We start from the raw sequence: 24,417 nt of genomic DNA, 5'->3' as shown, positions 1-24,417 counted from the left end.
ACAAATTTCGTCCTTTCTAGATCTTAGCTTTTATTCAACCCACTACAGTTGACAAAGAGCCGAAAAAAGAACCTTGCTACGCAAGATTCTTTTAGTGTCTGACTTAAATAATTGTTCTTCTGGGAACTAAATCGAATTAAGCTTCGATTTCTGTAACCATACCTGAACCAACAGTACGTCCACCCTCACGGATAGAGAATGTAGTACCTTGTTCTACGGCGATTGGGTGGATCAACTCAACGTCGATTGTCACGTTATCACCAGGCATTACCATTTCAGTACCTGCTGGAAGTTCGATTGAACCTGTAACGTCAGTAGTACGGAAGTAGAATTGTGGACGGTAGTTGTTGAAGAATGGAGTGTGACGTCCACCTTCTTCTTTAGTAAGGATGTAAACTTCACCTTTGAATTTAGTGTGTGGGTTGATTGAACCTGGTTTAGCGATAACTTGTCCACGTTCGATTTCGTCACGTTGAACACCACGAAGAAGGACACCTACGTTATCTCCGGCAAGACCTTCGTCAAGTTGTTTACGGAACATTTCAACACCAGTAACAACTGCTTTTTGAGTTTCTTCTTTGATACCAACGATTTCGATTTCGTCGTTGACTTTAACGATACCACGGTCGATACGTCCTGAAGCAACTGTACCACGTCCAGTGATTGAGAATACGTCTTCGACTGGAAGAAGCAATGGTTTATCAGTGTCACGTTCTGGTTCTGGGATGTACTCATCAACTGTGTTCATCAATTCCATAACGATGTCTTCGTATTTAGTGTCACCTTCAAGGGCTTTAAGAGCTGAACCTTGGATAACTGGAAGATCGTCACCTGGGAAGTCGTATTCTGACAATAGGTCACGGATTTCCATTTCAACCAATTCAAGCAATTCTTCGTCGTCAACCAAGTCAACTTTGTTCATGAAGACGATAAGGTGTTTAACACCAACCTGACGTGAAAGAAGGATGTGCTCACGAGTTTGTGGCATTGGTCCGTCAGTTGAAGCTACTACAAGGATAGCTCCGTCCATTTGAGCGGCACCAGTGATCATGTTTTTAACGTAGTCCGCGTGTCCTGGAGCGTCGATGTGAGCGTAGTGACGTTTTTCAGTTTCGTACTCAACGTGCGCAGTGTTGATTGTGATACCGCGTTCGCGTTCTTCTGGAGCAGCATCGATAGACGCATAGTCTTTAGGTTGGTTAACTGATGAAGGCAAGCGACGTGCCAAAACAGTTGTGATAGCTGCAGTTAGGGTAGTTTTACCGTGGTCAACGTGTCCGATAGTACCAATGTTAACGTGTGGTTTACTACGATCGTATTTTTCTTTTGCCATTTGAGTAAAAGCCTCCAATAAAATATATTTTATAGATAGACAGTAGGCAATACAGTCTAACTTTCCTTACTATTTTATCAAATTTCAGCTAAATTGCAAGTGTTTTACAAAGTTTTTGTGAATTATTCTTAATCTACTAATCTAAACGGTATTTCTACTCCCATCACTTCTTTAATGAAAAAGAAAAATCAGGAATTTCCTGATTTTTACTTAGCTAATTCTCTTTCTCGTTCTTTCATTATTTTATGATTTTCATACAAACGTGATAAAAACTTAGAAATTTCTTTTAAGATAGAATAGGTTGGTACTGCGACAATCATGCCAATGACACCATAGATATTACTTGATAACAAAAGTAATACTAAAATCGTAATTGGATGAACCTTCATCACTCCACCAACGATTCGAGGGTAAAGGATGTTCCCATCTACTTGTTGAATAATCAACATATAAACAACTGCAATCAGCATTCTATGAGGATCAGTAAAGACATTGGCGATAATCATCGGAATCAAACCAATACTTGGTCCAACATAAGGAATGAGATTGGCCAATCCTGAAAAGATGGCAAAGACCAAAGCGTATTTCAAACCAATCACGCTATATCCGATAAAGGCCAAACAACCAATAATAATCGCATCAATAGCAACTCCACTAATATATCGAGCAATTGTAGTATTCAAATTTTTTAAAAGACCTGTAATATGCAACTTATCTCGCTTTAAAACAGTACGCTCAAGCATCGGCAAGAATTTGTGGCCATCTAACAAAAAATAAATTAAAAATACAGGTGTCATGATAATAATCAAAACAGTACTAAAGAGCGCAGATAAGACACTTCCAACACTATTCGTTACACTATTTAGGATATTCTGTAGAATATCTACATAAGAGAGATTTAACTGTTGAATAGTCGCTTGAATATCTAAATTTTGAAAGGCTGGATAAGTGGATAAATCGATAATCAAATCTTGCAGACGACTGTAGATTGTCTGACTTGTAGCAATCAAACTTGTCAGCTGATTAATCAAAATCGGTAAGAGATAGACGACCCCAATAACTAGCCCACAAACCAAGGCGCACAAGGTTAGTAGAATACCAATGATACGGTTAATTTTGAAATACTTTTGTAAAAAATTTACAATAGGATTGGTCAAATAATATAAAAAACCACCTAAAAGAAAGGGAATCATTATAGTGTTTGCGACACTTACAAAAGGCGTTATAATCCCACCCATCTGTCTCCATAAATAAAAGATGATGGTTAATAGTAAAATCTCACTGGTCCAAAAAAATAATTTATTCTTACGAAACATGAAGTACCTCCATTCATCTATTTTACCACACTTTCAAAAAAGCTTCTTTCTTATATCATGAAACTGGGAATATTTTTTTCTTTATGATAGAATAAACTTACTATGAAAAAAATAATTTTAACTCTCCTAAGCCTTTCCGTTATTGGGGCAGCATCTACTGTTGATGCTCAAGATTTTAATATTGCTGCTAAACATGCAATTGCTGTTGAGGCAAATACCGGTAAAATTCTCTATGAGAAAGATGCAACCCAGCCAGTTGAAATTGCTTCGATCACAAAATTGATTACTGTTTATCTTGTCTATGAAGCCTTGGAAAACGGTAGTATTACACTATCAACTCCGGTAGATATCTCTGATTATCCATACAAATTAACGACAAATTCTGAAGCGAGTAACGTTCCTATGGAGGCTCGTAATTATACCGTCGAACAACTACTTGAAGCAACATTAGTATCCAGTGCTAACAGTGCAGCTATAGCCCTAGCTGAGAAAATTGCTGGCTCAGAAAAAGATTTCGTCGATATGATGCGTGCAAAACTCTTGGAATGGGGAATTCAGGATGCCACTGTTGTTAATACAACGGGCCTTAACAATGAGACTCTAGGGGATAACATTTACCCAGGCTCTAAAAAAGATGAGGAAAATAAACTCAGTGCATATGATGTCGCTATCGTTGCTCGCAACCTCATCAAAAAATACCCACAAGTCTTGGAAATCACCAAAAAAACTTCTTCTACTTTTGCTGGAATGACAATCACTTCTACCAACTATATGTTAGAAGGCATGCCTGCTCATCGTGGTGGTTTTGATGGACTTAAGACAGGGACAACAGACAAGGCTGGAGAATCTTTTGTTGGTACTACCGTCGAAAAAGGGATGAGGGTTATCACAGTTGTTTTGAATGCAGATCATCAAGACAATAATCCTTACGCTCGTTTCACAGCTACATCTTCACTAATGGATTATATCTCTTCTACATTCACACTTCGTAAAATCGTTCAGAAAGGTGATGCTTATCAAGATAGCAAAGCCCCTGTACAAGATGGAAAAGAAGATACTGTCACTGCTGTTGCCAAAGATGATATCACTCTAATTGAACGTGTTGGGAGTCAAGCTTCCCAATCTATTCAATTCACACCTGATTCTAAGGCAATTCCAGCACCACTTGAAGCCGGAACAGTGGTTGGACATTTGACTTATGAAGACTCAGACTTGATTGGTCAAGGTTACATTACCACAGAACGGCCTAGTTTTGAAATGGTAGCAGAAAAGAAAGTAGAAAAAGCCTTCTTCTTAAAAGTTTGGTGGAATCAGTTTATCCGCTTCATCAACGAAAAATTATAAAAAAATCGCGATTTTAAACCGCGATTTTTTTGTTACAAGTTCATCTTCAAAATCCTTGATTTTGAGTAAATCTAATACTCAATGAAAATCAAAGAACAAACCAGGAAGCTAGTAGTAGGTTGCTCAAAGCACCGCTTTGAGGTTGTAAATAAAGCTGACGTGATTTGAAGAGATTTTCGAAGAGTATAAAAACAAATTTTACCCAACTGATCCTTCCATTTCATAGCTAATCAAACGGTTCAGCTCAACAGCATATTCCATTGGAAGCTCCTTTGTAAATGGCTCTACAAATCCCATAACAATCATCTCAGTTGCCTCAGATTCTGACAATCCACGGCTCATGAGGTAATAGAGTTGCTCTTCTGAAATCTTAGATACCTTAGCTTCGTGTTCCAAAGCGACTTGTGAGTTGTGAATTTCATTAAACGGAATAGTATCTGATGCTGATAAGTCATCCATGATAATGGTATCACACTCGATGTGAGAGACAGATTTCTTAGAGTTTTTATTAAAGGTTACTTGTCCACGATAGTCAACCTTTCCTCCACCTTTAGCGATGGATTTAGACACAATAGACGAGCTGGTATGTGGAGCGTTGTGGATCATCTTAGCTCCAGTATCCTGGTGTTGCCCTGCATTGGCAAAAGCGATAGAGAGCATGGTACCACGCGCCCCTTCTCCATCTAGGTAAACAGATGGGTATTTCATGGTTGTTTTGGCACCCAAGTTACCATCAATCCACTCAACAGTGGCATCCTTTTGAGCCTTCGCACGTTTTGTAACCAAGTTATAGACGTTATCAGACCAGTTTTGGATGGTTGTATAACGCATATAAGCACCATCTAAGGCAAAGATTTCTACGATGGCAGCATGCAAGCTGTTACTTGAATAAGTTGGAGCTGTACATCCTTCTACATAATGAACACTTGCTCCCTCATCAACGATAATCAAGGTACGTTCAAACTGACCAGTATTTTCGTTATTGATACGGAAGTAAGTTTGAAGTGGGATATCTACCTTGATCCCTTTTGGTACGTAGATAAAGGTTCCACCAGACCATACTGCTGAGTTAAGGGCAGCCAATTTGTTATCTGTTGGCGGTACCAACTTAGCAAAGTATTGTTTAAACAAGTCTGGGTATTCCTTGAGGGCAGAATCTGTATCTGTAAAGATAATCCCCAATTTTTGGAACTCTTCCTTCATGTTGTGGTAAACCACTTCTGACTCGTACTGGGCAGAGGCACCAGCTAGATAAGCACGCTCAGCTTCAGGAATCCCGATACGCTCAAAGGTTTCTTTAATCTTTTCAGGAACGTCATCCCAAGAACGAGCTGGTTTATCAGATGGTTTTTGATAATAAATCAGGTCATTAAAATCAATCTCTGACAAGTCTGCTCCCCAAGTTTGCATGGGCATTTTTTTGAAGGTTTCATAAGACTTCAAACGGAATTCTAGCATCCACTCAGGTTCTCCCTTAGCAGCTGATAGCTCACGAATGACATCTTCATTCAGTCCTTTTCCTGTCGATAGAACAGGCTCTACATCATCATGGAAACCAAATTTATATTCACCAAGGTCAATTGGTTTTGGTTCTACTCTTTCTTCAGCCATAATATCCTTTCTTTCATTCTTTATTTCTACTGATTCATAAGACAAAAGAAATTTGTCTTACTGATTGTCTTGATTTTCAATTGTTTTCTTCAGAGCGTTCCAAGCTAGGGTTGCACACTTGATTCGTTGAGGGAATTTTGCAACGCCTGATAAGAAGGCTGCGTCTCCAAGTTGGTCTTGACGCTCATCTTTTTGCCCTTGAACCATTTCAGAAAAAATGGTCGCAAGTTCTAAGATTTCTTGTTTGGTCTTGCCTAAAACGGCATCTGTCATCATACTAGCAGAGGCAGTTGAAATCGTACATCCTGAGTTTAGAAAAGCAATATCTACCAAACGGTCCTCTGCATCAAACTTGACAGAGAGGTTGATGACATCCCCACAGGTTGGATTGTTGAGACTGATTTGTTCAGCATCTTCCAACTTTCCTTGATGATGTGGATTTTTCGAATGGTCCGCTACCACTGCCATATAAAGGCTATCTAGTTTAGAAAGTGCCATTGAAAAACTCCTTTGTCTTTTGTAAGGCATCGACTAGCTTGTCGCAATCTGCCTTTGTATTATAGATATAAAAACTTGCACGAGCTGTTGCTGGAACATCCAAATACTGGAGCAAAGGTTGCGCACAATGGTGACCTGCTCGAACAGCCACTCCTTCATAATCCAAAGCAGTCGCAAGGTCGTGCGGATGAAGGTCGCCTAGGTTAAAGGCAATAACACCTGAACGTTGAGCCAAGTCCTGTGAACCATAAATGGTCAGTCCTTCAATCGCCTGCAGTTTTGGATAGACGTATGCGATCAATTCTTGTTCATGGGCTTCAATGGCATCCATACCAATGTTTTCAAGATAATCCACAGCTGCTGCCAGTCCAATTGCACCTGCCATATTGGGAGTTCCTGCCTCGAATTTCCAAGGTAATTCCTTCCAACTAGCAGATTGTTCATAAACGAAATCAATCATTTCGCCGCCAAATTCTACTGGTGACATTTGTTCCAGATACTTTTCTTTACCGTAAAGAACACCGATACCAGTTGGACCCGCCATCTTGTGACCTGAAAAGGCAAAGAAGTCCACATCCAAGTCCTGGACATCAATCTTCATATGAGGCGTAGATTGAGCACCATCCACCACCATTATGGCACCAACTTGGTGGGCCAATTGAGTAATTTCTTTGATTGGATTGACCACACCAAGAACATTGGAGGCGTGAGCAAGGGAGACAAATTTCACCTTATCAGTCAATTTAACTCGCAAATCATCCATATCCAGAGCTCCGTTCTTGAGATAAACATAGACAAGCTCTGCTCCAGTCTTGCGACAGGCCTCCTGCCAAGGAATGATGTTGGAATGGTGTTCCATGACAGAAATCAAGACCTGGTCTCCCTCAGTCAAGACTTCCTCAGCATAACGCGCCACCCAGTTCAGACTGGTTGTCGTTCCTCTAGTAAAGAGAACTTCCTTTGTAGACCCTGCATTGATAAACTTACGAATGGTTTCACGAGCCGCCTCATAAGAAGCTGTCGCCCTTTCAGCCAAGGTATGAACTCCACGATGAACATTGGCATTGTCGTTCTCATAGTAGCGGTTAATCGTCTCCAGAACTGCTAGTGGTTTTTGTGTCGTCGCAGCATTGTCCAAATAGACCAATGGTTCATCGTTGACAATCTGGTCTAAAATTGGAAAATCCTTGCGAATCGCTTCTACATCTAACATAGGCTCCCCCTTAGCGTTTTGACAATTTTTCTTCGATAGTTGCAATCATTTCATCACGAACTTCCTTGACTGGAATCTCAACGATAACAGATCCAAGGAAACCACGGACAACCAAACGTTCTGCAGTTGCCTTGTCCAAGCCACGGCTCATAAGGTAATACATATCTTCTGGATCAACTTGTCCGATAGAAGCCGCGTGTCCTGCAGTTACGTCATTTTCATCAATCAAAAGAATTGGATTGGCATCTGAACGCGCTTGGTCTGAAAGCATGAGAACACGACTTTCTTGTTGCGCATCTGCTCCCTTGGCACCCTTGATAATGTGCCCAATACCATTGAAGGTCAAGGTTGCTTTTTCAAGAATAACCCCATGTTGAAGGATATTTCCGATTGAGTTGCAACCATAGTTAGTTACTCGGGTATCAATCCCTTGTACCTGACGGCCACTTGAAAGTGCTACGACCTTAAGGTCTGCATGGCTACCATTACCAATCAAGTCACTATCAAAATCCGCAACGACGTTTCCTTCGTTCATGACACCGATTGCCCAGTCAATGCTTGCATCGTTGCCTAATTTACCACGACGGCTAATGTAAGCAGTGACGTTTTCACCTAGACGGTCGATCGCAGCAAACTTCACTTGAGCACCAGAACGTGCAATCACTTCCACTGTGATATTGGCAGTTGCTTTGGCACTTCCTTCACCGCGTGACTCTAAACGCTCCAGATAACTAATCTTAGAGTTTTTACCAGCGATAATCATAATATGCTTGTTAAACGGCACATCGCTATCGCTGTCTTGATAGAAAATTCCTTCGATTGGTTCAGCAATTTCCACGTTATCAGGAATGTAGAGAACAGCACCACTATTGAAATAAGCTGTATGGTAGGCTGCCAACTTGTCATCGTCATACTTAACAGATGACATGAAGAATTCTTCGATCAGCTCTGGAATTTCTTCTAAAGCTGAATGGAAATTTGTGAAGACAACACCCTGTTCAGCTAACTCAACTGGAGTTTGCTCAAAAACAGTTTGAGTTCCTACTTGTACCAACTTCAAGTGATTATCTAGAGCTGTGAAATCTGGAACATTTACTGATGGCTCACTTTCTGTAATCGTTCCATCACCCAGATTCCAACGGTGGAATTTGACACGCTCAATAACTGGTAATTCTAAACTCTCAATCTTATCAAAAGCTTTTTGACGGAGGTCAGCCAACCAGCTTGGTTCAGCGTGCATTTCTGAAAAAAGTTTAATATTTTCTTTAGTCATTTACTTCTCCTAAAAGATACGAGGGAATTACAATTCTTCCTTGTAGTCGTAGCCAAGTTCTTCAGCTAGTTTTGCGTATCCTTCACGTTCCAAACGTGCAGCCAATTCTGGACCACCTGAAAGGACAACACGACCTTCCATCATGACGTGTACCACATCAGGTGTGATGTAGTTCAAAAGACGTTGGTAATGAGTGATAATCATAGCACCAAAGCCCTCACCACGCATAGCATTAACACCTTTAGAAACAACTTTAAGGGCATCAATATCAAGACCAGAGTCAATCTCATCCAAAAGGGCAAAAGTTGGTTCCAACATCAAAAGTTGAAGAATTTCATTACGTTTTTTCTCACCACCAGAGAAGCCTTCGTTGAGGTAACGCTCAGCCATTTCTTCTTTCATATTAAGCAATTCCATTTTTTCATCTAGCTTAGTGATGAACTCGCGAACTGAAATCTTCTCATCGTCTTCTTTACCAGCATTCATAGCTGCACGAAGAAACTCAGCATTGGTAATTCCAGGAATTTCTGATGGGTATTGCATAGCAAGGAAAAGTCCCATACGCGCACGCTCGTCCACTTCTAACTCAAGAATGTTTACGCCGTCAAACAAGACTTCACCTTTGGTAACTTCATAGTTTGGATTTCCCATGATAGCGGCAGAAAGAGTCGATTTACCTGTACCATTTGGTCCCATGATAGCGGCGATTTCTCCTGTTTTCAGGGTCAGGTTAACCCCTTTTAAAATTTCTTTTCCTTCAATCTCGACGTGAAGATCTTTGATCTCTAATACTGACATGATAGTTCCTTTCTTTTTCAAGACCTTTACAATTCTTACTGGAAACATACTTGATTTCCCTAGAAAATACGGTAAAAGGTCAATAAATATACTTTTATAGTATAACAAAAAAAAGCCTAAAAGGCTTTGATTTTGTCTAGAAGCTGAGGACTAGTCTTTTCCTTTTAAATGCTGGTCAATGACATCTACAATCTTGCCCATCAAGTAACTAACTCGGAAATTTCTAAAGAGCAAAATGGCCCAAAAGGCTGCCATAATATAGCGACCAGTCATCCAGGCTTCATTGAAAAAATAGGTCTCAGCAGCTGTAAACAGCGCGATGATAATAAATTGTTGTCTATTCATAAACTTATTGTATCATGAAATCTTTCTTTAGTCTTCCTCTACCTTCACTTTATCAGCCAAAAATTCAAATCCTTCTGGAATCAGGCTTTCTTCTGCTTCTTTTTCAGTTTGAGAAGATTTGGCTTTGGCTGAAAAGGCTGCGCGAACTTCTTTCCATTCCTCCATGGAAATAGCTAAAATCTCAGGTGAAAAACCTGCTGCCTGACTGAGGATGTTACCAAACATGGTGTTGAGATTGTCCCGTTTCATGGTTTGACCAGCATTGAAGTTAGACTCAAAAGCAAGAATAGCATGGTGTTCATTGGCCGCAACTGGTTGAGATCCGACTAGAAGAGCCTTGTCCGGCCCCCCTAGACTTTCAATTACTTCTCCCCAGGCATTCTGCAAACGAATCAGATTTTGACGTGCTAAATCAGGATTTTCAACGGCCTCTTGTAAGATAGATTGAACCTTATTGCGATCCACACGATAGACGGTTTTGCTCGCTGCTGGGCGACTAGGAGCTGGATTTGTTGGCTTAGATACGGTTCCCACATTTGCGAGTTCTTGTTTGAGACGTGTCACTTCTTGTCTCAGCGAATCAATTTCATGTTCAACTGCCCCAGAAAGAGCTGCTTCAGGCTTAACCTCCGCCAAACGAATGGTCATCATCTCAGCATAAATCTTGGGCTGCAAACTAGACTTAATATCTGCTAAACTGACTGTCGCCAAGCGAATCATTTCAAACAGATTTTCTTGAGGAAGTGCCAAATTTTCTACAAAGACTGGACTATGATGAGTGTTTTCTCCACCTGTTTGGACAATTAACAAGTCTCTTAAATAGTGCAAAAGGTCGGTCACAAAACGAGTCATGCTCTTACCATTGTCAGAGAGAAGATTTAAGCAATACAAGGCCTTGGGAACATCCTGTTGAGACAAGGCAGCCACATAATCATCCAAGGCTGATAGGCTAATAGTGCCAGTAATTTCTTCAGAAATGGCAGTCGTCAATTCATTTCCCTGTGTTAAACTTAGGGCTTGATCCAAAATAGACAAGGCGTCTCGCATTCCACCTTCAGCCCGTCTAGCAATGATTTCCACAGCCTCTGGTTCAGAACTGATATTTTCTTTGTCTAAGATATAGTGAATATGTTCCTTAATATCCTGTGTCTTAATCGATTTAAATTCAAAACGTTGCACACGGGATAGAATAGTCGCAGGTATCTTGTGCAATTCAGTAGTAGCCAAAATAAAGACCACATTCTGTGTTGGCTCTTCTAACGTCTTTAGGAGGGCATTAAAAGCTCCTGTAGACAGCATGTGAACCTCATCTATGATATAGACCTTATAACGAGCAAGGCTAGGCGCATAGGTAGATTTATCACGAATTTCACGGATTTCATCCACCCCGTTATTAGAGGCTGCATCCATTTCAATGACATCTTCTAAACTACCATCCGTCACCGCTTGACAAATATAGCAGTTATTACAAGGTTCACCACCCACTTGATTGGGACAGTTCATAGCTTTGGCAAAGATCTTAGCCACACTAGTTTTTCCCGTTCCACGTGGACCAGAGAAAAGATAGGCATGACTTATTTTCTCTTGCTCTACTGCTTGTTTAAGAGTCTTAGCCACAACTTCCTGTCCAACCAACTGGGAGAAGTTTTGACTTCTATATTTTCGATAAAGAGCTTGATACATTAGGCTTTCTCCCCAAACATTGTAAAGTCCCATTCTGTCTTTTCAAGCAAAATAGCGACAAATTGTTCCAAATAATCTCGATCCATAGCATCATAATCATCAATCTCTGAAGAATCCAAATCCAGAACTCCAAGTAATTGACCATTCTTCATCATCGGCACAACAATTTCACTTTTAGCGCTACTATCACAAGAAATATAGTTGGGATAAGTCGTTACATCACCAACCAGAACAGTTTCCTGAAAGTGGGCTGCCTCACCACAAACACCTTTGCCTAGTGCAATACGGATGCAGGAAACACCTCCTTGGAAGGGACCTAAAACCAATTCCTTTCCATCAAACAAATAAAAGCCTGCAAATACGGTATTAGGAAAGCGTGATTTTAGAAGAGCACTGGCGTTGGAAAGATTAGCCAAAACATTGGTTTCACCATCCAATAAAAAAGAGAGCTCCTCATTTAACATTTGATAACATGATTGTTTTTCTGATTCTAACATAGAACTATTATATCAAAAAAGACTTACAGACAAAAGAAAAATCCCTTGTTTAGAAAACAAAGGATTTTATGAATTTTCAATTTGATTAAAGTTCGATATCACCGAACAAGTCAGCCATTGAGAATCCTGTTTGTGTTTCTGGAAGTTCGAAATCACGTTTTTCTTGACGTTTTGGACGACGTGGACGAGCAGCACGTTTTTCTTCTTTTTGTCCTTCTTCTTGAGCTGGACGCTCTTCAAGAGCTTTGATAGAAAGTGATACGCGCTCTGCATCTGCGTTAACTTCAAGAACTTTAACTTGAACTTCTTGACCAACTTTAAGAGCTTCTTTAGGATTTTCAATACGTTTGTGTGAAATTTGTGATACGTGAACAAGTCCATCGATACCTGGCAATACTTCAACAAATGCACCGAAGTCAGTCAAACGTTTAACTGTTCCTTCTACTACATCACCTTTAGCCAATTTTTGCTCAACGCCATCCCATGGTCCAGGTGTTGTTGCTTTAAGTGAAAGTGATACGCGTCCTTCTTCTTCGTTAAGATCAAGGATTTTCACTTCAATTTCTTCACCAACAGTTACAACTGATTTTGGTGATACGTTACGTTCGTGTGACAATTCAGTCAAGTGAACCAATCCGTCAACACCACCAAGGTCGATGAAAGCACCGAAGCTTGTGATACGTGCAACTTTACCAGTTACAACATCACCAACAGCCAATTTACCGAAAACTTCAGCACGAGCTGCTGCAGTAGCTGCTTCAACAACTTCACGACGTGAAAGGATGAAGCGGTTTTCTTTAGCGTCAACTTCTTTGATTTTAGCATCAAATTCTTGACCTACAAAACGCTCAGTGTTACGTACGAAACGAGTATCCAACATTGAAGCTGGGATGAATCCACGAACACCTTCAAATTCTACTGAAAGTCCACCTTTAACGGCACGAGTTCCTTTAACAGTGACAACTTCTTCTTCGCGACCAACAAGTTTGTCCCATGCTTTGCGAGCTTCAAGGCGTTTTTTAGATACAAGGTATGTAACTGTATCAGTATCTTTACCAACTACTTGACGAAGTACAAGAACATCCAATACTTCTCCTACTTTAACAAAGTCATTGATATCTGCATCGCGATCGTTTGTCAATTCGCGAAGAGTCAAGACACCTTCAACACCAGTTCCAGAGATTGCAACGTTAGCTTGAGTCGCATCAACTGTCAATACTTCAGCACTAACAACATCACCAGTCTCAACTTGGCTAACGCTATTTAGCAAATCTTCAAATTCGTTCATCTAAAAAATCCTCCAACAATCAAGTTTTTCTTAAACTTGACATACTTATAATTTTTTTCCTAAGCACCCGCAAGGACATGTTCATATCGTTCACGTCTTTCAATTATAAAAATAAAATACCCTAAGATATTTTGCTTTTTATCTTGATTATTACCTAAGAACTGGGGTAGCTGGATTCGAACCAACGCATGAGGGAGTCAAAGTCCCTTGCCTTACCGCTTGGCTATACCCCATTGATGAAATGGAGAGAGAGGGATTCGAACCCCCGAACCCGAAGGAGCGGATTTACAGTCCGCCGCGTTTAGCCTCTTCGCTATCTCTCCTACAATCAACATGGACTATTATATCATGAAAATTTCAAAAAAACAAGACTTATTTTGCTAAATTATAATTTTCAATCAAAATTTCCACAGCTTTTTCCAATTTTTTATAAAAACTATCGACATTCCCATTCTTTATAATGGCAAATTGTCCATCTAATTCGGCAATTTCTCCGATAACTTTTTTACCGATAGTCAATGTATAACCTTCAAAACTGTCTTTTCCTACATTAACCTTGGCATCTGCTACTTGAATTTCAATTTTTTTATCTTTCTTACTCATTTCATACCTCTCTTCACTTTTTCTATTTTACAAGAAAATCCTAAAACTAGCAAGAAAAAACTCTACATCAGGCTTGTCTGATATAGAGTTCTCCGCTTTATTTAATGTGTTTTTCTAGTTCTTTTTGGTACTTACCATTTGATTCCAATTTTTCTTTTTGCCATTTTTTCAGTGCTTCTTCATATTCTTTTGTCGTAACGATATCTTTTTGCAATTTCATTCCTTTAAAGATATATGGGTCACCCTTAATACCAACTTGTGAGTATGGTTTTGAGAATGGCACTACATTACTTACAACTGGAGAACCGCCAGATGAGGCTGTCGGCATCAATAATGAACTATCTGTCAACCAAGCTTGAGCCTTAGCATATTTTTCATAGCGCTCTTCAAGATTCGTAGTTTCTGAATCGGCATCATCCAATAATTTCTTATATTGGTCCAAACCAAGTTTAGCTACAACTTCCTTATCTTTCCCTTTAGTAATACCAAGGTGTTTCATAGCAGAACCTGATTTAGGATCCATGATATTCAAGTAAGATGCTGGGTCTTGATAGCTTGGAGCCCATCCTGTACTGTTCAAATCATAGTCTTTTTGAGAAGGAACACGCGCTTGTGAAGTGATTGTTTCCTTTTCATTATCAGTCATTTGAAGAACATCGATGACAACATTTTCAGCACCAAGAGTTGATTCAATTGACTGTTTGAAAGAGTTACTTTGTTGAACGGCGATGGTGTCTGTTTGTTCAACTGGGACATCCAAGTGAATTGGGAAAGTTACCCCTTTAGATTCCAAGTCTTTCTTAGCTTTTTCGAACGCAGCTTTAGCCTTATCAGGGTTGTAGATAGAATCCTTACCGTCAACTAGCTCAACACCTTTCCACTGGTCACCATAGTTCACCAACTCTGCTTGAGCGATTTGACCAAAGTTTTTCCCACCTGCTTGTACAAAGTTGTCAGGAACAAGGCTGTTACGAATAATCTTATCCGCACCGTCTTCACCATTTAGCTGGGCAGCATAAGAATGGCGGTTGAAGGCAAAGTTGATAGCCTGACGGAAGTCCTTATTAAGCATAGCTTCTTTAGTAGAAGTCTTTTGCTCTTCACTTGTTTTCGCAGTTTTATTATATGACTGACGATTTACGTTAAAGGTGAAGTAATAACTACTTGAGTCCTGTGGGCTATAAGTGATTTTATCTCCGTATTGTTCCAAAGTTGAAGCAAAGTTTGAGCTACTTGGGAAGAGACGGGCTGTCGTATAGGCACCTGAAGAGAAGCTACGAATCAACGATTCCTGATCAGAACCATCGTAGTAAGTCAATTTAATCTTTTCGATTTTTACCTTTTCTTTATCCCAATAATTTGGATTTTTCTCGTATTCAATCAACGATTTAGACGTCAAGGTCTTCAAGATATAAGGACCATTGTAGAGAATTCCTGCTGGAGTAACTGCTCCATAATCTTTACCTGATGCCTTCAAAAATTCTTCATTTACAGGCAACATCGTTGCTGTGGTGACTTTAGAGTTCCAGAAGCTTTCTGGTTTGTTTAGGGTATATTCAACTGTGTAATCGTCCAAGGCCTTGACACCAACTGTAGAGAAATCATTGGTCTCACCAGTCATGTAGGCATCCAAGCCCTTGATTGAATTTTGGATGAGAGAAACACCGTCTGACTTGCCGTCAGCTACGTGTTTCAATCCTGTTACAAAGTCATGGGCTGTTACTTCTGCGTATTCTTCACCTTCTGAAGTGTACCATTTAACTCCTTTACGAAGTTTATAGGTATAAGTCAAACCATCTTTTGAGACAGACCAATCTTCAGCCAAGGAAGGAATAACATTTCCGTATTGGTCGTTTTCCATCAAGCCATCAACCACGTTCCCGATGACATCTGTTGTAGATGTACGAGTCGCTATACTATAGTCCAGAGATGCTGGATCTACTGCATAGACATATGAAAATGTTGTCGGTGCATCTGCTTCTTTATCAGCTTTTCCACAAGCCACTAAAAGAGCTGTTGTGCTCAGGACCACTCCTGCTGTTAAGAGCCACTTTTTCGATTTCATAAAAAATCTCCTTTAGTTTATTTTAATCTACTTTTACAATCCAACCTTCTGGCGCTTCAATATCACCAAACTGAATACCTGTCAATTCATCATAGAGTTTACGAGTCACAGGGCCAACTTCTGTTTCACTATAGAATACATGGAAATCATCACCGTGCTGAATTCCACCAATTGGTGAAATAACTGCTGCCGTACCACAGGCACCTGCCTCTACAAAACAATCAAGCTTATCAATTGGGACATCACCCTCAATAGGAGTCAAGCCCAAGCGGTGTTCTGCCAAATAAAGTAAAGAATACTTAGTAATAGATGGCAAGATGGATGGACTCAATGGTGTTACAAATTCATTATCAGCTGTAATTCCAAAGAAGTTAGCTGATCCGACTTCTTCAATCTTTGTATGAGTTGATGGGTCTAGATAGATAACATCTGAGAAATGACGTGACTTGGCCAATTTCCCTGGCAAGAGACTGGCAGCATAGTTCCCACCAACTTTAGCTGCACCTGTACCATTTGGCGCTGCACGGTCGTATTCATCCTGAATCAAGAAGTTGGTTGGAACCAAACCGCCTTTAAAGTAATTACCAACTGGCATGGCAAAGATGGTGAAAATATACTCTTCTGCTGGTTTAACCCCAATAATATCTCCGACACCAATCAAAAGAGGGCGAAGATATAAGGTTCCACCTGTTCCGTATGGAGGTACATATTCTTCATTCGCACGAACAACTGCCTTACAAGCTTCTACAAACATTTCTGTCGGAACTTGCGGCATCAAGAGACGGTCACATGTACGTTGCAGACGTTTGGCATTTTCATCAGGACGGAACAGTTGAACACTGCCATCCTTAGTACGATAAGCTTTCAAACCTTCAAATGCTTGTTGTCCATAGTGAAGACTTGGAGAAGACTCTGAAATATGCAAAGTTGCATCCTCTGTAAGCTCTCCTTGATTCCATTGTCCATTTTTAAAATGAGCAATATAGCGATAAGGTAATTTCATATAGGAGAAACCAAGGTTTTCCCAATCAATCGTTACTGTCATATTCCACTCCTTATTCTAAAAACCTATTTCTTTTATTCTACACTATTTTTATAAAATAGCAAGTATATTTTGTAATTTTCAGAAAATTTCTTCAATAAAAAGAACCAGCTCTGAGAACTGATTCTTCATTTCACTTATTTGGCTTCTGTAAATACTTCTTTAAGATAAGCGTCAAAAACTTCTTCATCAGAAATGGTGTCTGATATAAAGCTTCCGTTGCTAGTGCGTTCTGACAGGTTCAAGTCTTGTAGTCGACTTTCATAGATTGTACCTTTGTTAGATTGAACAATCAGAGTTTGATCGTTCCCATCCACTTCTGTACTAAAGAGGTCACCAACGAAGCCTTGTTCTGCAACCGCTCCTGCTAAGAAGACACGATGCGGTTTATTTTTTAGCTCACGCAAGACTTGTGACCCACGTTTTGCACGGCTAGTTGCCGGAATTTCGTCAATAGAAACACGTTTCAAACTTCCACGCTGAGTCAAGAGGTAGAAGGATGAGGTGTTACAGATAAAGGCAGATTGGAGGACATCATCTGCTTTCAGGTTCATAGCTTTGACACCTGCAGCCTTAGCACCGACAACTGGTACCTCTTCGATATTGAAACGAAGGGCATAACCATTTTGGCTAATCAAGAGAACATCATCCAGTTTAATCGGAGCCACTGCTACAATCTGGTCTGTCTCGTCTTTGAGCTTAGCATACTTGACAGACTTAGATTTATAGGTCCGCCATGGAGAGAATTCTTTGCGTTCTACACGCTTGATTTGACCGAAACGAGTCGCCGCAAAGTAGGTTGTCGCATCATCAAACTGATCCACGACTTCCACATAAAGGATTTCTTCGTTAGTTTCAAAGTTTGTAATGGTTTGGCTCAGATGCTCACCGATATCCTTCCAACGAATGTCTGCCAATTCATGGATTGGTCGATAAATGACATTTCCAAGCGTCGTGAACATCAAGAGATGCTGGGTTGTCTTAGCAGCTTGTACAAAAATCAAACGGTCGTCATCACGTTTGCCAATTTCTTCCAGAGTGGAAGCCGCAAAGGAACGTGGGCTGGTACGCTTGATGTAACCTGCCTTGGTCACGCTGACGTAGGTATCTTCCTCGGCGATCAGACTAGCTGTATCAATCTCAATTACTTTTGCTGTGTCTTCTAAAGTACTCAAACGTGGAGTCGCAAATTTCTTCTTAACCTCGCGAAGTTCTTTCTTCATGAGATTGTACATAGTCCGCTCATCACCTATAATAGCTGCAAGCATGGCAATCTTCTCACGAAGTTCTGCTTCTTCTTCCTGTAAGACAACCACATCGGTATTGGTCAAACGATACAATTGCAAGGTAACGATGGCCTCAGCCTGCTCCTCTGTAAAATCATAGCTAACTTTGAGATTTTCCTTGGCATCCGCCTTATTCTCAGAAGCACGGATAAGAGCAATGACTTCATCCAAAATAGAAATCACGCGAATCAAACCTTCGACGATATGGAGACGTTTCTCAGCCTTTTCCTTGTCAAAGCGTGAACGCGCCAAAATCACTTCACGACGGTGGGCAATATAGCTAGACAAGATTGGAACAATACCGACCTGACGAGGTGTGAAATTGTCAATCGCCACCATGTTAAAGTTGTAGTTGATTTGCAGGTCAGTGTATTTGAAAAGATAATTAAGAACAAGCTCCGTATTAGCGTCTTTCTTAAGTTCAATAGCGATACGAAGACCATCACGGTCAGACTCATCTCGCACCTCAGCAATACCAGCCACCTTATTATTGACACGAACATCATCGATTTTCTTAACTAGATTGGCCTTGTTGATTTCATAAGGAATCTCAGTAATAACGATTTGTTCCTTACCACCTTTTAACTTTTCAATCTCAGTCTTGGAACGAACAACTACGCGCCCTTTCCCAGTTTCATAGGCTTTCTTGATTTCATCACGGCCTTGGATGATAGCTCCTGTAGGGAAATCTGGCCCAGGCAAGAATTCCATGAGTTTATCAACCTTTGTAGTTGGGTGGTCAATCATGTAAACCGTCGCTTCTATGACCTCAGCTAAATTATGAGGTGGAATATCTGTCGCATAACCAGCTGAAATACCAGTCGATCCATTTACCAAGAGATTTGGAAAGGCTGCTGGCAAGACTGTCGGCTCTTTCTCGGTATCGTCAAAGTTCCAAGCAAAAGGAACTGTCTTTTTCTCGATATCCTGAAGAAGGTAGCCTGCAATCTCTGACAAACGAGCCTCAGTATAACGCATAGCCGCAGGCGGATCTCCGTCCATAGAACCGTTATTACCGTGCATTTCGACTAGAATCTCACGATTTTTCCAATCCTGTGACATACGAACCATGGCATCATAGATAGAATTGTCACCGTGTGGGTGGAAATTCCCCATGATGTTACCGACAGACTTGGCCGACTTGCGGTAACTCTTATCAAAGGTATTGCCATCCTTATTCATCGAATAAAGAATACGGCGCTGAACCGGCTTCAAGCCATCACGAATATCTGGCAAAGCCCGGTCTTGAATAATGTACTTGGAGTAGCGACCAAAGCGCTCTCCCATAATGTCCTCCAGGGACATATTTTGAATGTTACTCATATAGGATACAGAGCCCTTAAAATACAAAGTGAAAATAGAAAATTCTTGAAGTAAGCAAGCTCACAAGAGAATTTATCTTTTTCACCTAGCATTTAGGGCGTGTTCAACTCCTTTCAAAGAATGTAGAGTAGGTTTTTACAGAAAAGGTGTTCAGTTAAGATATAAAGGGACGATTTGGCTTGCCAAAAATGTCTGTAAAAAATAGAAAATCGATGTAGGGCTCGATGAAGTCAAGACGATTTGACTTTTTCCGAATAAAATTAGTCCCGTGTTCAGTTACTACAAATAACCAAACGACCCTTTCTGTAGTTTAATCTTTTAAATTAAGGTCTTTAGTTAGTTAGCGATTAAGAAGTCTCTCCTCAGCATACTCAATCATCTTCTCAGCTACTTCCATATCATAGTCAAAACCCTTCTTTTGAGCAAGGGACTGAGCCTCTTGGTGGAAAAAATTCATCGTAGCAAACAAAGACTGAGTGATTTTATCTATGCTTGAAAAATCAAGCAGATTCGAGAATTCCTTTCCTTTCTCAGTAGGTAAATACTTAAAGAGATATTTATAGTTCTTGCCAATATCAACCATCCCCTTATCAGTTGCAACTTGCCAAGCCAAGACCTTTAGAAGTTCTTGCTGACAAATACCGTGGAGATGGTCAGTGGCATAGATGACTTGCTTGCGACAGATTCCTTTGACCACGTAAGTTGATACCCACCAAAATTCATTGCAGATTTTTTCAAACTCTATCGCACTAGCTGGGCTTGTCCAGTAACGCTCTATATTTGGGGAATAGGGTTCAAATAAATGCTCTGGATCTTCAAAAACAGTGAATCCAGCCTCGCTATCCACCCACTCTTGAATGTGGTCTTTAGGGCAGAGAGTCAAATCAATGCGATTGCCATCTTCAAAGAGCATGAGAAATAGACGGCGATGACCAAAACCAACTTCTTGCTCAATAATGCGCTTCCCAAACAGGTCCAGCCAAGAAAGGTCACTCGTTAGATTGTCTATGTCATCTACTACATAGACAAGATCATAGTCTTGAAATTCATCTTGTGGTGCTTGTGAATTTGTCCGTGAACCAGACATAGCTACGGCCTCGACTTGTAAGGTTTCAGCAGTCTTTAAAATTACATCGAGCATCTCTGTTTCAGTTCTCATGTTTATACCCATTCATTAAAAACTAACTTAAAATACTGTCGCTTCTTCCAGCGTGAACTTGACATTATCCTCAATCCACTTACGGCGTGGTTCGACCTTATCGCCCATGAGGATATTGACGCGGCGTTCGGCGCGTGCTAGGTCTTCAATCGTAACACGGATGAGGGTACGCGTTTCTGGGTTCATGGTTGTTTCCCAGAGCTGATCCGCATTCATCTCACCAAGTCCCTTGTAGCGTTGGAGGGTAGCGCCTTTTCCAAACTGCTTGCGGAGTTCTTCTAGCTCTCCGTCCGTCCAAGCGTAGGCCACTTCTTCTTTCTTGCCTTTTCCTTTGGACATCTTGTAAAGAGGCGGAAGGGCAATATAGACATGTCCCGCCTCAACTAGCGGACGCATATAGCGATAAAAGAAGGTCAAAAGAAGAGTCTGGATATGAGCTCCATCGGTATCCGCATCGGTCATGATAATGATTTTGTCATAGTTGGCGTCTTCAATGGAGAAGTCAGCCCCAACACCCGCGCCAATAGTATAAATCATGGTATTGATTTCTTCATTTTTAAGGATATCCGCCATTTTGGCTTTGGCTGTATTGATAACCTTACCACGAAGAGGCAAGATTGCCTGGAACTTGCGGTCACGGCCTTGTTTGGCAGAACCGCCGGCAGAGTCCCCCTCGACTAGATAGAGTTCATTCTTAGCAGGATTCTTGGACTGGGCTGGCGTTAATTTCCCAGACAACAAGCCCTTGTCTTTCTTGTTTTTCTTACCATTTCGGCTTTCATCACGTGCTTTACGCGCCGCTTCGCGTGCATCACGCGCCTTGATAGCCTTGCGGATGAGGTTAGAAGCCAATTCACCATTTTCCATAAGGAAGAAGGTCAACTTATCCGCCACAATTCCATCCACAACTGGGCGAGCTAGTGGACTTCCTAGCTTGTCCTTGGTCTGACCTTCAAACTGGAGGTGTTCTTCAGGAACCAAGATAGAAAGAACGACCGCTAGTCCCTCACGATAGTCTGAACCTTCAAGGTTTTTATCTTTTTCCTTGAGAAGCCCCGTCTTACGCGCATAGTCATTCATGACCTTGGTAATTGCAGACTTGAGTCCTGTCTCATGTGTTCCACCGTCTTTGGTACGAACGTTATTGACAAAGGACAAAATATTATCTGAAAATCCATCATTGTACTGAAGAGCTACTTCCACTTGGAAACCATTATCTTCCCCCTCAAAGTACAGAACCGGTGTCAAGGTTTCCTTGTCTTCGTTTAGATAAGAAACAAAGTCCTGTACCCCATTCTCATAATGGAACTCAATCGCTTCATCTGTACGTTTGTCCGTCAAAGACAAGGTCACATTTTTCAAGAGAAAGGCTGATTCATTAAGACGCTCTGAGATGGTATTGTACTTGAAGTCTGTCGTAGAGAAGATCGTCGCATCAGGCATAAACGTAACCTTGGTACCTGTTTTAGACTTGGGTGCTGTACCGATTTTCTTCAAGGTCGTGACAGGTTTTCCACCATTTTCAAAACGTTGCTTGTAGATTGCACCATCGCGAGTGATTTCAACTTCTAGCCAACTTGAAAGAGCGTTAACAACGGAAGAACCCACCCCGTGAAGTCCACCTGATGTCTTATAACCACCTTGACCGAATTTTCCTCCGGCATGAAGAATGGTAAAGATAACCTCAACAGTTGGAATTCCCATAGCGTGCATACCAGTCGGCATCCCACGACCATGGTCTTGAACCGTTAAACTCCCATCTTTATTGATGGTCACATCAATACGGTCACCAAATCCAGACAAGGCCTCATCGACAGCATTATCGACGATTTCCCAGACGAGGTGGTGGAGACCAGCACCATCGGTCGATCCGATATACATCCCTGGACGTTTTCGGACCGCATCCAACCCTTCTAGCACCTGAATGGCATCATCATTATAATTGTTAATATTGATTTCCTTTTTTGACACAAGGAACCTCCTATTCGTTCATCTTTACTATTCTACAGGTTTTCCAAGGATTTTGCAAAATTTTTCTTTCTCCGATGTGACAATTTCAGAAGAGATTCTCTGCCTTTCTTCTCCATTTCATGATATAATAGGAGTATGATTACAATAGTTTTATTAATCCTAGCCTATCTGCTGGGTTCGATTCCGTCTGGTCTCTGGATTGGACAAGTATTCTTTCAAATCAATCTGCGCGAGCATGGTTCTGGTAACACTGGAACGACCAATACCTTCCGCATTTTAGGTAAAAAAGCTGGTATGGCGACCTTTGTGATTGACTTTTTCAAAGGAACCCTAGCAACGCTTCTTCCAATTATGTTTCATCTGCAAGGCGTTTCGCCTCTTATCTTTGGACTTTTAGCTGTCATTGGCCATACCTTTCCTATCTTTGCAGGATTTAAGGGAGGCAAGGCTGTCGCAACTAGTGCTGGAGTGGTTTTCGGATTTGCGCCTATCTTCTGCCTCTACCTTGCGGTTGTTTTCTTTGGAACCCTCTATCTTGGTAGTATGATTTCGCTATCTAGTGTCACAGCATCTATCGCGGCTGTCATCGGAGTTCTACTCTTTCCACTTTTTGGTTTTATCCTGAGCAACTATGACCCTCTCTTCATCGCTATTATCCTAGCTCTTGCTAGCTTGATTATCATTCGCCATAAGGACAATATCGCTCGTATCAAAAATAAAACTGAAAATTTGGTCCCTTGGGGACTGAACTTAACCCATCAAAATCCTAAAAAATAAAACGCCAGTTCTGTACTGACGTTTTTTTGTATGCTTATTTCGATTTGATATAGTTGATACCATCTGCTTTTGGTGCAACTGCTTTTCCAAAGAAGGCTGCCAAGACAAGAATTGTCAAGACATAAGGTGCGATTTGAAGATAAACTGTTGGCACACCTTGTAGGAACGGCAATTGAGAACCGATAACAGCCAAACTTTGTGAAAGTCCAAAGAAAAGACTAGAAAGCATAGCTCCGATTGGATTCCATTTCCCAAAGATCATCGCAGCAAGAGCGATAAATCCAGGTCCAACAATAGTTGTCACTGAGAAGTTAACTGAGATGGATTGAGCATAAATTGCTCCGCCAATTCCACCTAGGAAACCTGAAATAATAACCCCTAAATATCTCATCTTGTAGACATTGATTCCCAAAGTATCCGCTGCTTGAGGGTGTTCACCGACAGAGCGGAGACGAAGACCAAAGCGAGTCTTGAAGAGGATAAACCAAGCAAGGAATGAGAAGGCAATCGCTAGATAACCAAGTAGACTAGTTGACTTGAAGAAGATATCACCAATCACTGGGATATTTGCCAAGACTGGGAAATCAAAGCGTCCAAAAGTCTGACTTAGGTTGTCGGTTTGTCCTTTGTTATAAAGTACTTTCACCAAGAAAACAGCCAAGGCTGGCGCCATCAAGTTCAATACCGTACCGCTGACAACATGGTCTGCACGGAAATGAACCGTCGCTGCTGCGTGGATGATGGAGAAAAGCCCCCCTACCAATCCTGCTACAAGTAAGGATAGCCATGGAGTTGCTGCTCCAAATTGTTCTGCAAATTCAAGGTTAAAGACAACTCCAGAAAAGGCACCCATAACCATAATTCCTTCAAGGCCGACGTTTACGACACCACCACGTTCAGAGAAAACACCACCAATACTTGTAAAGATGAGGGGCGCTGAGTAAATCAGCATAGAAGACACCAAGAGGGTGAGCAAGGTTGTAATAGACATC

Annotated in this window: 20 protein-coding genes and 2 tRNA genes; 2 read left to right on the top strand and 20 right to left on the bottom strand. The window is 41.0% G+C overall.

Going from position 1 to position 24,417, the window contains the following annotated elements; genetic code table 11:
• Positions 1–136: 136 nt before the first annotated feature.
• Together tuf and ACLNCV_RS08605 are read right to left on the bottom strand one after the other, a co-directional pair.
• Complete coding sequence (gene tuf / locus ACLNCV_RS08610; protein ID WP_001040726.1) at positions 137–1,333, bottom strand: elongation factor Tu; 1,197 nt, start codon at positions 1,331–1,333, stop codon at positions 137–139.
• 206 nt (positions 1,334–1,539) lie between these two features.
• Entirely contained in the window at positions 1,540–2,649 is a 1,110-nt protein-coding gene (locus ACLNCV_RS08605; RefSeq protein WP_023947789.1) for an AI-2E family transporter, read from the bottom strand.
• Between the two features lie 102 nt (positions 2,650–2,751).
• Here ACLNCV_RS08605 and pbp3 point away from each other — a divergent pair, with 102 nt between their 5' ends.
• Complete coding sequence (gene pbp3, locus ACLNCV_RS08600) at positions 2,752–3,993, top strand: D-alanyl-D-alanine carboxypeptidase PBP3 (RefSeq protein ID WP_261035587.1); 1,242 nt, start codon at positions 2,752–2,754, stop codon at positions 3,991–3,993.
• Positions 3,994–4,191: 198 nt separating this feature from the next.
• Here pbp3 and sufB read toward each other — a convergent pair whose 3' ends face one another.
• From sufB to parE, 17 genes are all read right to left on the bottom strand, one after another.
• Positions 4,192–5,604 carry a Fe-S cluster assembly protein SufB gene (gene sufB, locus ACLNCV_RS08595; protein ID WP_125454571.1) on the bottom strand — a complete coding sequence of 471 codons (1,413 nt, stop codon included), beginning with the start codon at positions 5,602–5,604 and terminating at the stop codon, positions 4,192–4,194.
• A 57-nt stretch (positions 5,605–5,661) separates the two neighbouring features.
• Positions 5,662–6,102 (bottom strand): Fe-S cluster assembly sulfur transfer protein SufU, encoded by a 441-nt coding sequence (gene sufU, locus ACLNCV_RS08590; protein WP_125454570.1) that lies wholly within the window; start codon positions 6,100–6,102, stop codon positions 5,662–5,664.
• Positions 6,089–7,315 (bottom strand): cysteine desulfurase, encoded by a 1,227-nt coding sequence (locus tag ACLNCV_RS08585; RefSeq protein ID WP_125454569.1) that lies wholly within the window; start codon positions 7,313–7,315, stop codon positions 6,089–6,091. Before ACLNCV_RS08585 ends, sufU begins: the two co-directional genes overlap by 14 nt.
• Before the next feature lie 10 nt (positions 7,316–7,325).
• Entirely contained in the window at positions 7,326–8,588 is a 1,263-nt protein-coding gene (gene sufD / locus ACLNCV_RS08580) for a Fe-S cluster assembly protein SufD (protein ID WP_424845099.1), read from the bottom strand.
• A 27-nt stretch (positions 8,589–8,615) separates the two neighbouring features.
• Positions 8,616–9,386 carry a Fe-S cluster assembly ATPase SufC gene (sufC, locus tag ACLNCV_RS08575; RefSeq protein ID WP_000114489.1) on the bottom strand — a complete coding sequence of 257 codons (771 nt, stop codon included), beginning with the start codon at positions 9,384–9,386 and terminating at the stop codon, positions 8,616–8,618.
• A gap of 150 nt (positions 9,387–9,536) precedes the next feature.
• The gene (locus ACLNCV_RS08570) at positions 9,537–9,731 is read right to left on the bottom strand and encodes a DUF3272 domain-containing protein (protein WP_001081602.1); all 195 of its coding nucleotides are present in this window, start codon (positions 9,729–9,731) and stop codon (positions 9,537–9,539) included.
• Between the two features lie 27 nt (positions 9,732–9,758).
• Positions 9,759–11,414, bottom strand: coding sequence for a DNA polymerase III subunit gamma/tau (dnaX, locus tag ACLNCV_RS08565; protein ID WP_424845098.1), 1,656 nt, complete (start codon positions 11,412–11,414; stop codon positions 9,759–9,761).
• Complete coding sequence (locus ACLNCV_RS08560) at positions 11,414–11,911, bottom strand: GAF domain-containing protein (RefSeq protein ID WP_424845097.1); 498 nt, start codon at positions 11,909–11,911, stop codon at positions 11,414–11,416. The genes dnaX and ACLNCV_RS08560 overlap by 1 nt, the downstream gene beginning before the upstream one ends.
• 85 nt (positions 11,912–11,996) lie before the next feature.
• On the bottom strand, positions 11,997–13,199 hold the full coding sequence (gene rpsA, locus ACLNCV_RS08555; RefSeq protein ID WP_001001631.1) for a 30S ribosomal protein S1: 1,203 nt from the start codon (positions 13,197–13,199) through the stop codon (positions 11,997–11,999).
• 161 nt (positions 13,200–13,360) lie between these two features.
• Positions 13,361–13,432 (bottom strand) — tRNA-Gln (locus ACLNCV_RS08550).
• A gap of 9 nt (positions 13,433–13,441) precedes the next feature.
• A tRNA-Tyr gene (locus tag ACLNCV_RS08545) sits at positions 13,442–13,522 on the bottom strand.
• A 49-nt stretch (positions 13,523–13,571) separates the two neighbouring features.
• Positions 13,572–13,802: a DUF2969 domain-containing protein gene (locus ACLNCV_RS08540; protein WP_000037113.1), complete on the bottom strand. Its 231-nt coding sequence runs from the start codon at positions 13,800–13,802 to the stop codon at positions 13,572–13,574.
• Positions 13,803–13,899: 97 nt separating this feature from the next.
• Positions 13,900–15,867 (bottom strand): peptide ABC transporter substrate-binding protein, encoded by a 1,968-nt coding sequence (locus ACLNCV_RS08535; protein WP_424845096.1) that lies wholly within the window; start codon positions 15,865–15,867, stop codon positions 13,900–13,902.
• A 22-nt stretch (positions 15,868–15,889) separates the two neighbouring features.
• On the bottom strand, positions 15,890–16,912 hold the full coding sequence (locus tag ACLNCV_RS08530; RefSeq protein ID WP_424845095.1) for a branched-chain amino acid aminotransferase: 1,023 nt from the start codon (positions 16,910–16,912) through the stop codon (positions 15,890–15,892).
• Between the two features lie 134 nt (positions 16,913–17,046).
• Positions 17,047–19,518 carry a DNA topoisomerase IV subunit A gene (parC, locus tag ACLNCV_RS08525; protein ID WP_424845094.1) on the bottom strand — a complete coding sequence of 824 codons (2,472 nt, stop codon included), beginning with the start codon at positions 19,516–19,518 and terminating at the stop codon, positions 17,047–17,049.
• A 340-nt stretch (positions 19,519–19,858) separates the two neighbouring features.
• Positions 19,859–20,677: an aminoglycoside 6-adenylyltransferase gene (locus ACLNCV_RS08520; RefSeq protein WP_424845093.1), complete on the bottom strand. Its 819-nt coding sequence runs from the start codon at positions 20,675–20,677 to the stop codon at positions 19,859–19,861.
• Positions 20,678–20,704: 27 nt separating this feature from the next.
• On the bottom strand, positions 20,705–22,648 hold the full coding sequence (gene parE, locus ACLNCV_RS08515) for a DNA topoisomerase IV subunit B (protein ID WP_424845092.1): 1,944 nt from the start codon (positions 22,646–22,648) through the stop codon (positions 20,705–20,707).
• 135 nt (positions 22,649–22,783) lie between these two features.
• On the opposite strand from parE, the gene plsY reads away from it, so the two are divergent.
• Positions 22,784–23,425 carry a glycerol-3-phosphate 1-O-acyltransferase PlsY gene (gene plsY, locus ACLNCV_RS08510; protein ID WP_424845091.1) on the top strand — a complete coding sequence of 214 codons (642 nt, stop codon included), beginning with the start codon at positions 22,784–22,786 and terminating at the stop codon, positions 23,423–23,425.
• Positions 23,426–23,459: 34 nt separating this feature from the next.
• On the opposite strand, the gene ACLNCV_RS08505 is transcribed toward plsY, so the two are convergent.
• Positions 23,460–24,416, bottom strand: coding sequence for an ABC transporter permease (locus ACLNCV_RS08505; RefSeq protein ID WP_033677420.1), 957 nt, complete (start codon positions 24,414–24,416; stop codon positions 23,460–23,462).
• Position 24,417 lies beyond the last annotated feature (1 nt).

Origin of the sequence: Streptococcus sp. CL5.50, assembly GCF_049738015.1 — a bacterium.
Classification (GTDB): domain Bacteria; phylum Bacillota; class Bacilli; order Lactobacillales; family Streptococcaceae; genus Streptococcus; species Streptococcus mitis_CA.
Note: the sequence above shows the minus strand (reverse complement) of the source record. Positions and strands in the feature narration are given on the sequence as shown.

What these genes read in the sequence shown, in the direction of transcription:
- tuf (WP_001040726.1), bottom strand. Translation starts at nt 1,333, where the DNA reads ATGGCAAAAGAAAAATACGATCGTAGTAAACCACACGTTAACATTGGT.
- ACLNCV_RS08605 (WP_023947789.1), bottom strand. Translation starts at nt 2,649, where the DNA reads ATGTTTCGTAAGAATAAATTATTTTTTTGGACCAGTGAGATTTTACTA.
- pbp3 (WP_261035587.1), top strand. Translation starts at nt 2,752, where the DNA reads ATGAAAAAAATAATTTTAACTCTCCTAAGCCTTTCCGTTATTGGGGCA.
- sufB (WP_125454571.1), bottom strand. Translation starts at nt 5,604, where the DNA reads ATGGCTGAAGAAAGAGTAGAACCAAAACCAATTGACCTTGGTGAATAT.
- sufU (WP_125454570.1), bottom strand. Translation starts at nt 6,102, where the DNA reads ATGGCACTTTCTAAACTAGATAGCCTTTATATGGCAGTGGTAGCGGAC.
- ACLNCV_RS08585 (WP_125454569.1), bottom strand. Translation starts at nt 7,315, where the DNA reads ATGTTAGATGTAGAAGCGATTCGCAAGGATTTTCCAATTTTAGACCAG.
- sufD (WP_424845099.1), bottom strand. Translation starts at nt 8,588, where the DNA reads ATGACTAAAGAAAATATTAAACTTTTTTCAGAAATGCACGCTGAACCA.
- sufC (WP_000114489.1), bottom strand. Translation starts at nt 9,386, where the DNA reads ATGTCAGTATTAGAGATCAAAGATCTTCACGTCGAGATTGAAGGAAAA.
- ACLNCV_RS08570 (WP_001081602.1), bottom strand. Translation starts at nt 9,731, where the DNA reads ATGAATAGACAACAATTTATTATCATCGCGCTGTTTACAGCTGCTGAG.
- dnaX (WP_424845098.1), bottom strand. Translation starts at nt 11,414, where the DNA reads ATGTATCAAGCTCTTTATCGAAAATATAGAAGTCAAAACTTCTCCCAG.
- ACLNCV_RS08560 (WP_424845097.1), bottom strand. Translation starts at nt 11,911, where the DNA reads ATGTTAGAATCAGAAAAACAATCATGTTATCAAATGTTAAATGAGGAG.
- rpsA (WP_001001631.1), bottom strand. Translation starts at nt 13,199, where the DNA reads ATGAACGAATTTGAAGATTTGCTAAATAGCGTTAGCCAAGTTGAGACT.
- ACLNCV_RS08540 (WP_000037113.1), bottom strand. Translation starts at nt 13,802, where the DNA reads ATGAGTAAGAAAGATAAAAAAATTGAAATTCAAGTAGCAGATGCCAAG.
- ACLNCV_RS08535 (WP_424845096.1), bottom strand. Translation starts at nt 15,867, where the DNA reads ATGAAATCGAAAAAGTGGCTCTTAACAGCAGGAGTGGTCCTGAGCACA.
- ACLNCV_RS08530 (WP_424845095.1), bottom strand. Translation starts at nt 16,912, where the DNA reads ATGACAGTAACGATTGATTGGGAAAACCTTGGTTTCTCCTATATGAAA.
- parC (WP_424845094.1), bottom strand. Translation starts at nt 19,518, where the DNA reads ATGAGTAACATTCAAAATATGTCCCTGGAGGACATTATGGGAGAGCGC.
- ACLNCV_RS08520 (WP_424845093.1), bottom strand. Translation starts at nt 20,677, where the DNA reads ATGAGAACTGAAACAGAGATGCTCGATGTAATTTTAAAGACTGCTGAA.
- plsY (WP_424845091.1), top strand. Translation starts at nt 22,784, where the DNA reads ATGATTACAATAGTTTTATTAATCCTAGCCTATCTGCTGGGTTCGATT.
- ACLNCV_RS08505 (WP_033677420.1), bottom strand. Translation starts at nt 24,416, where the DNA reads ATGTCTATTACAACCTTGCTCACCCTCTTGGTGTCTTCTATGCTGATT.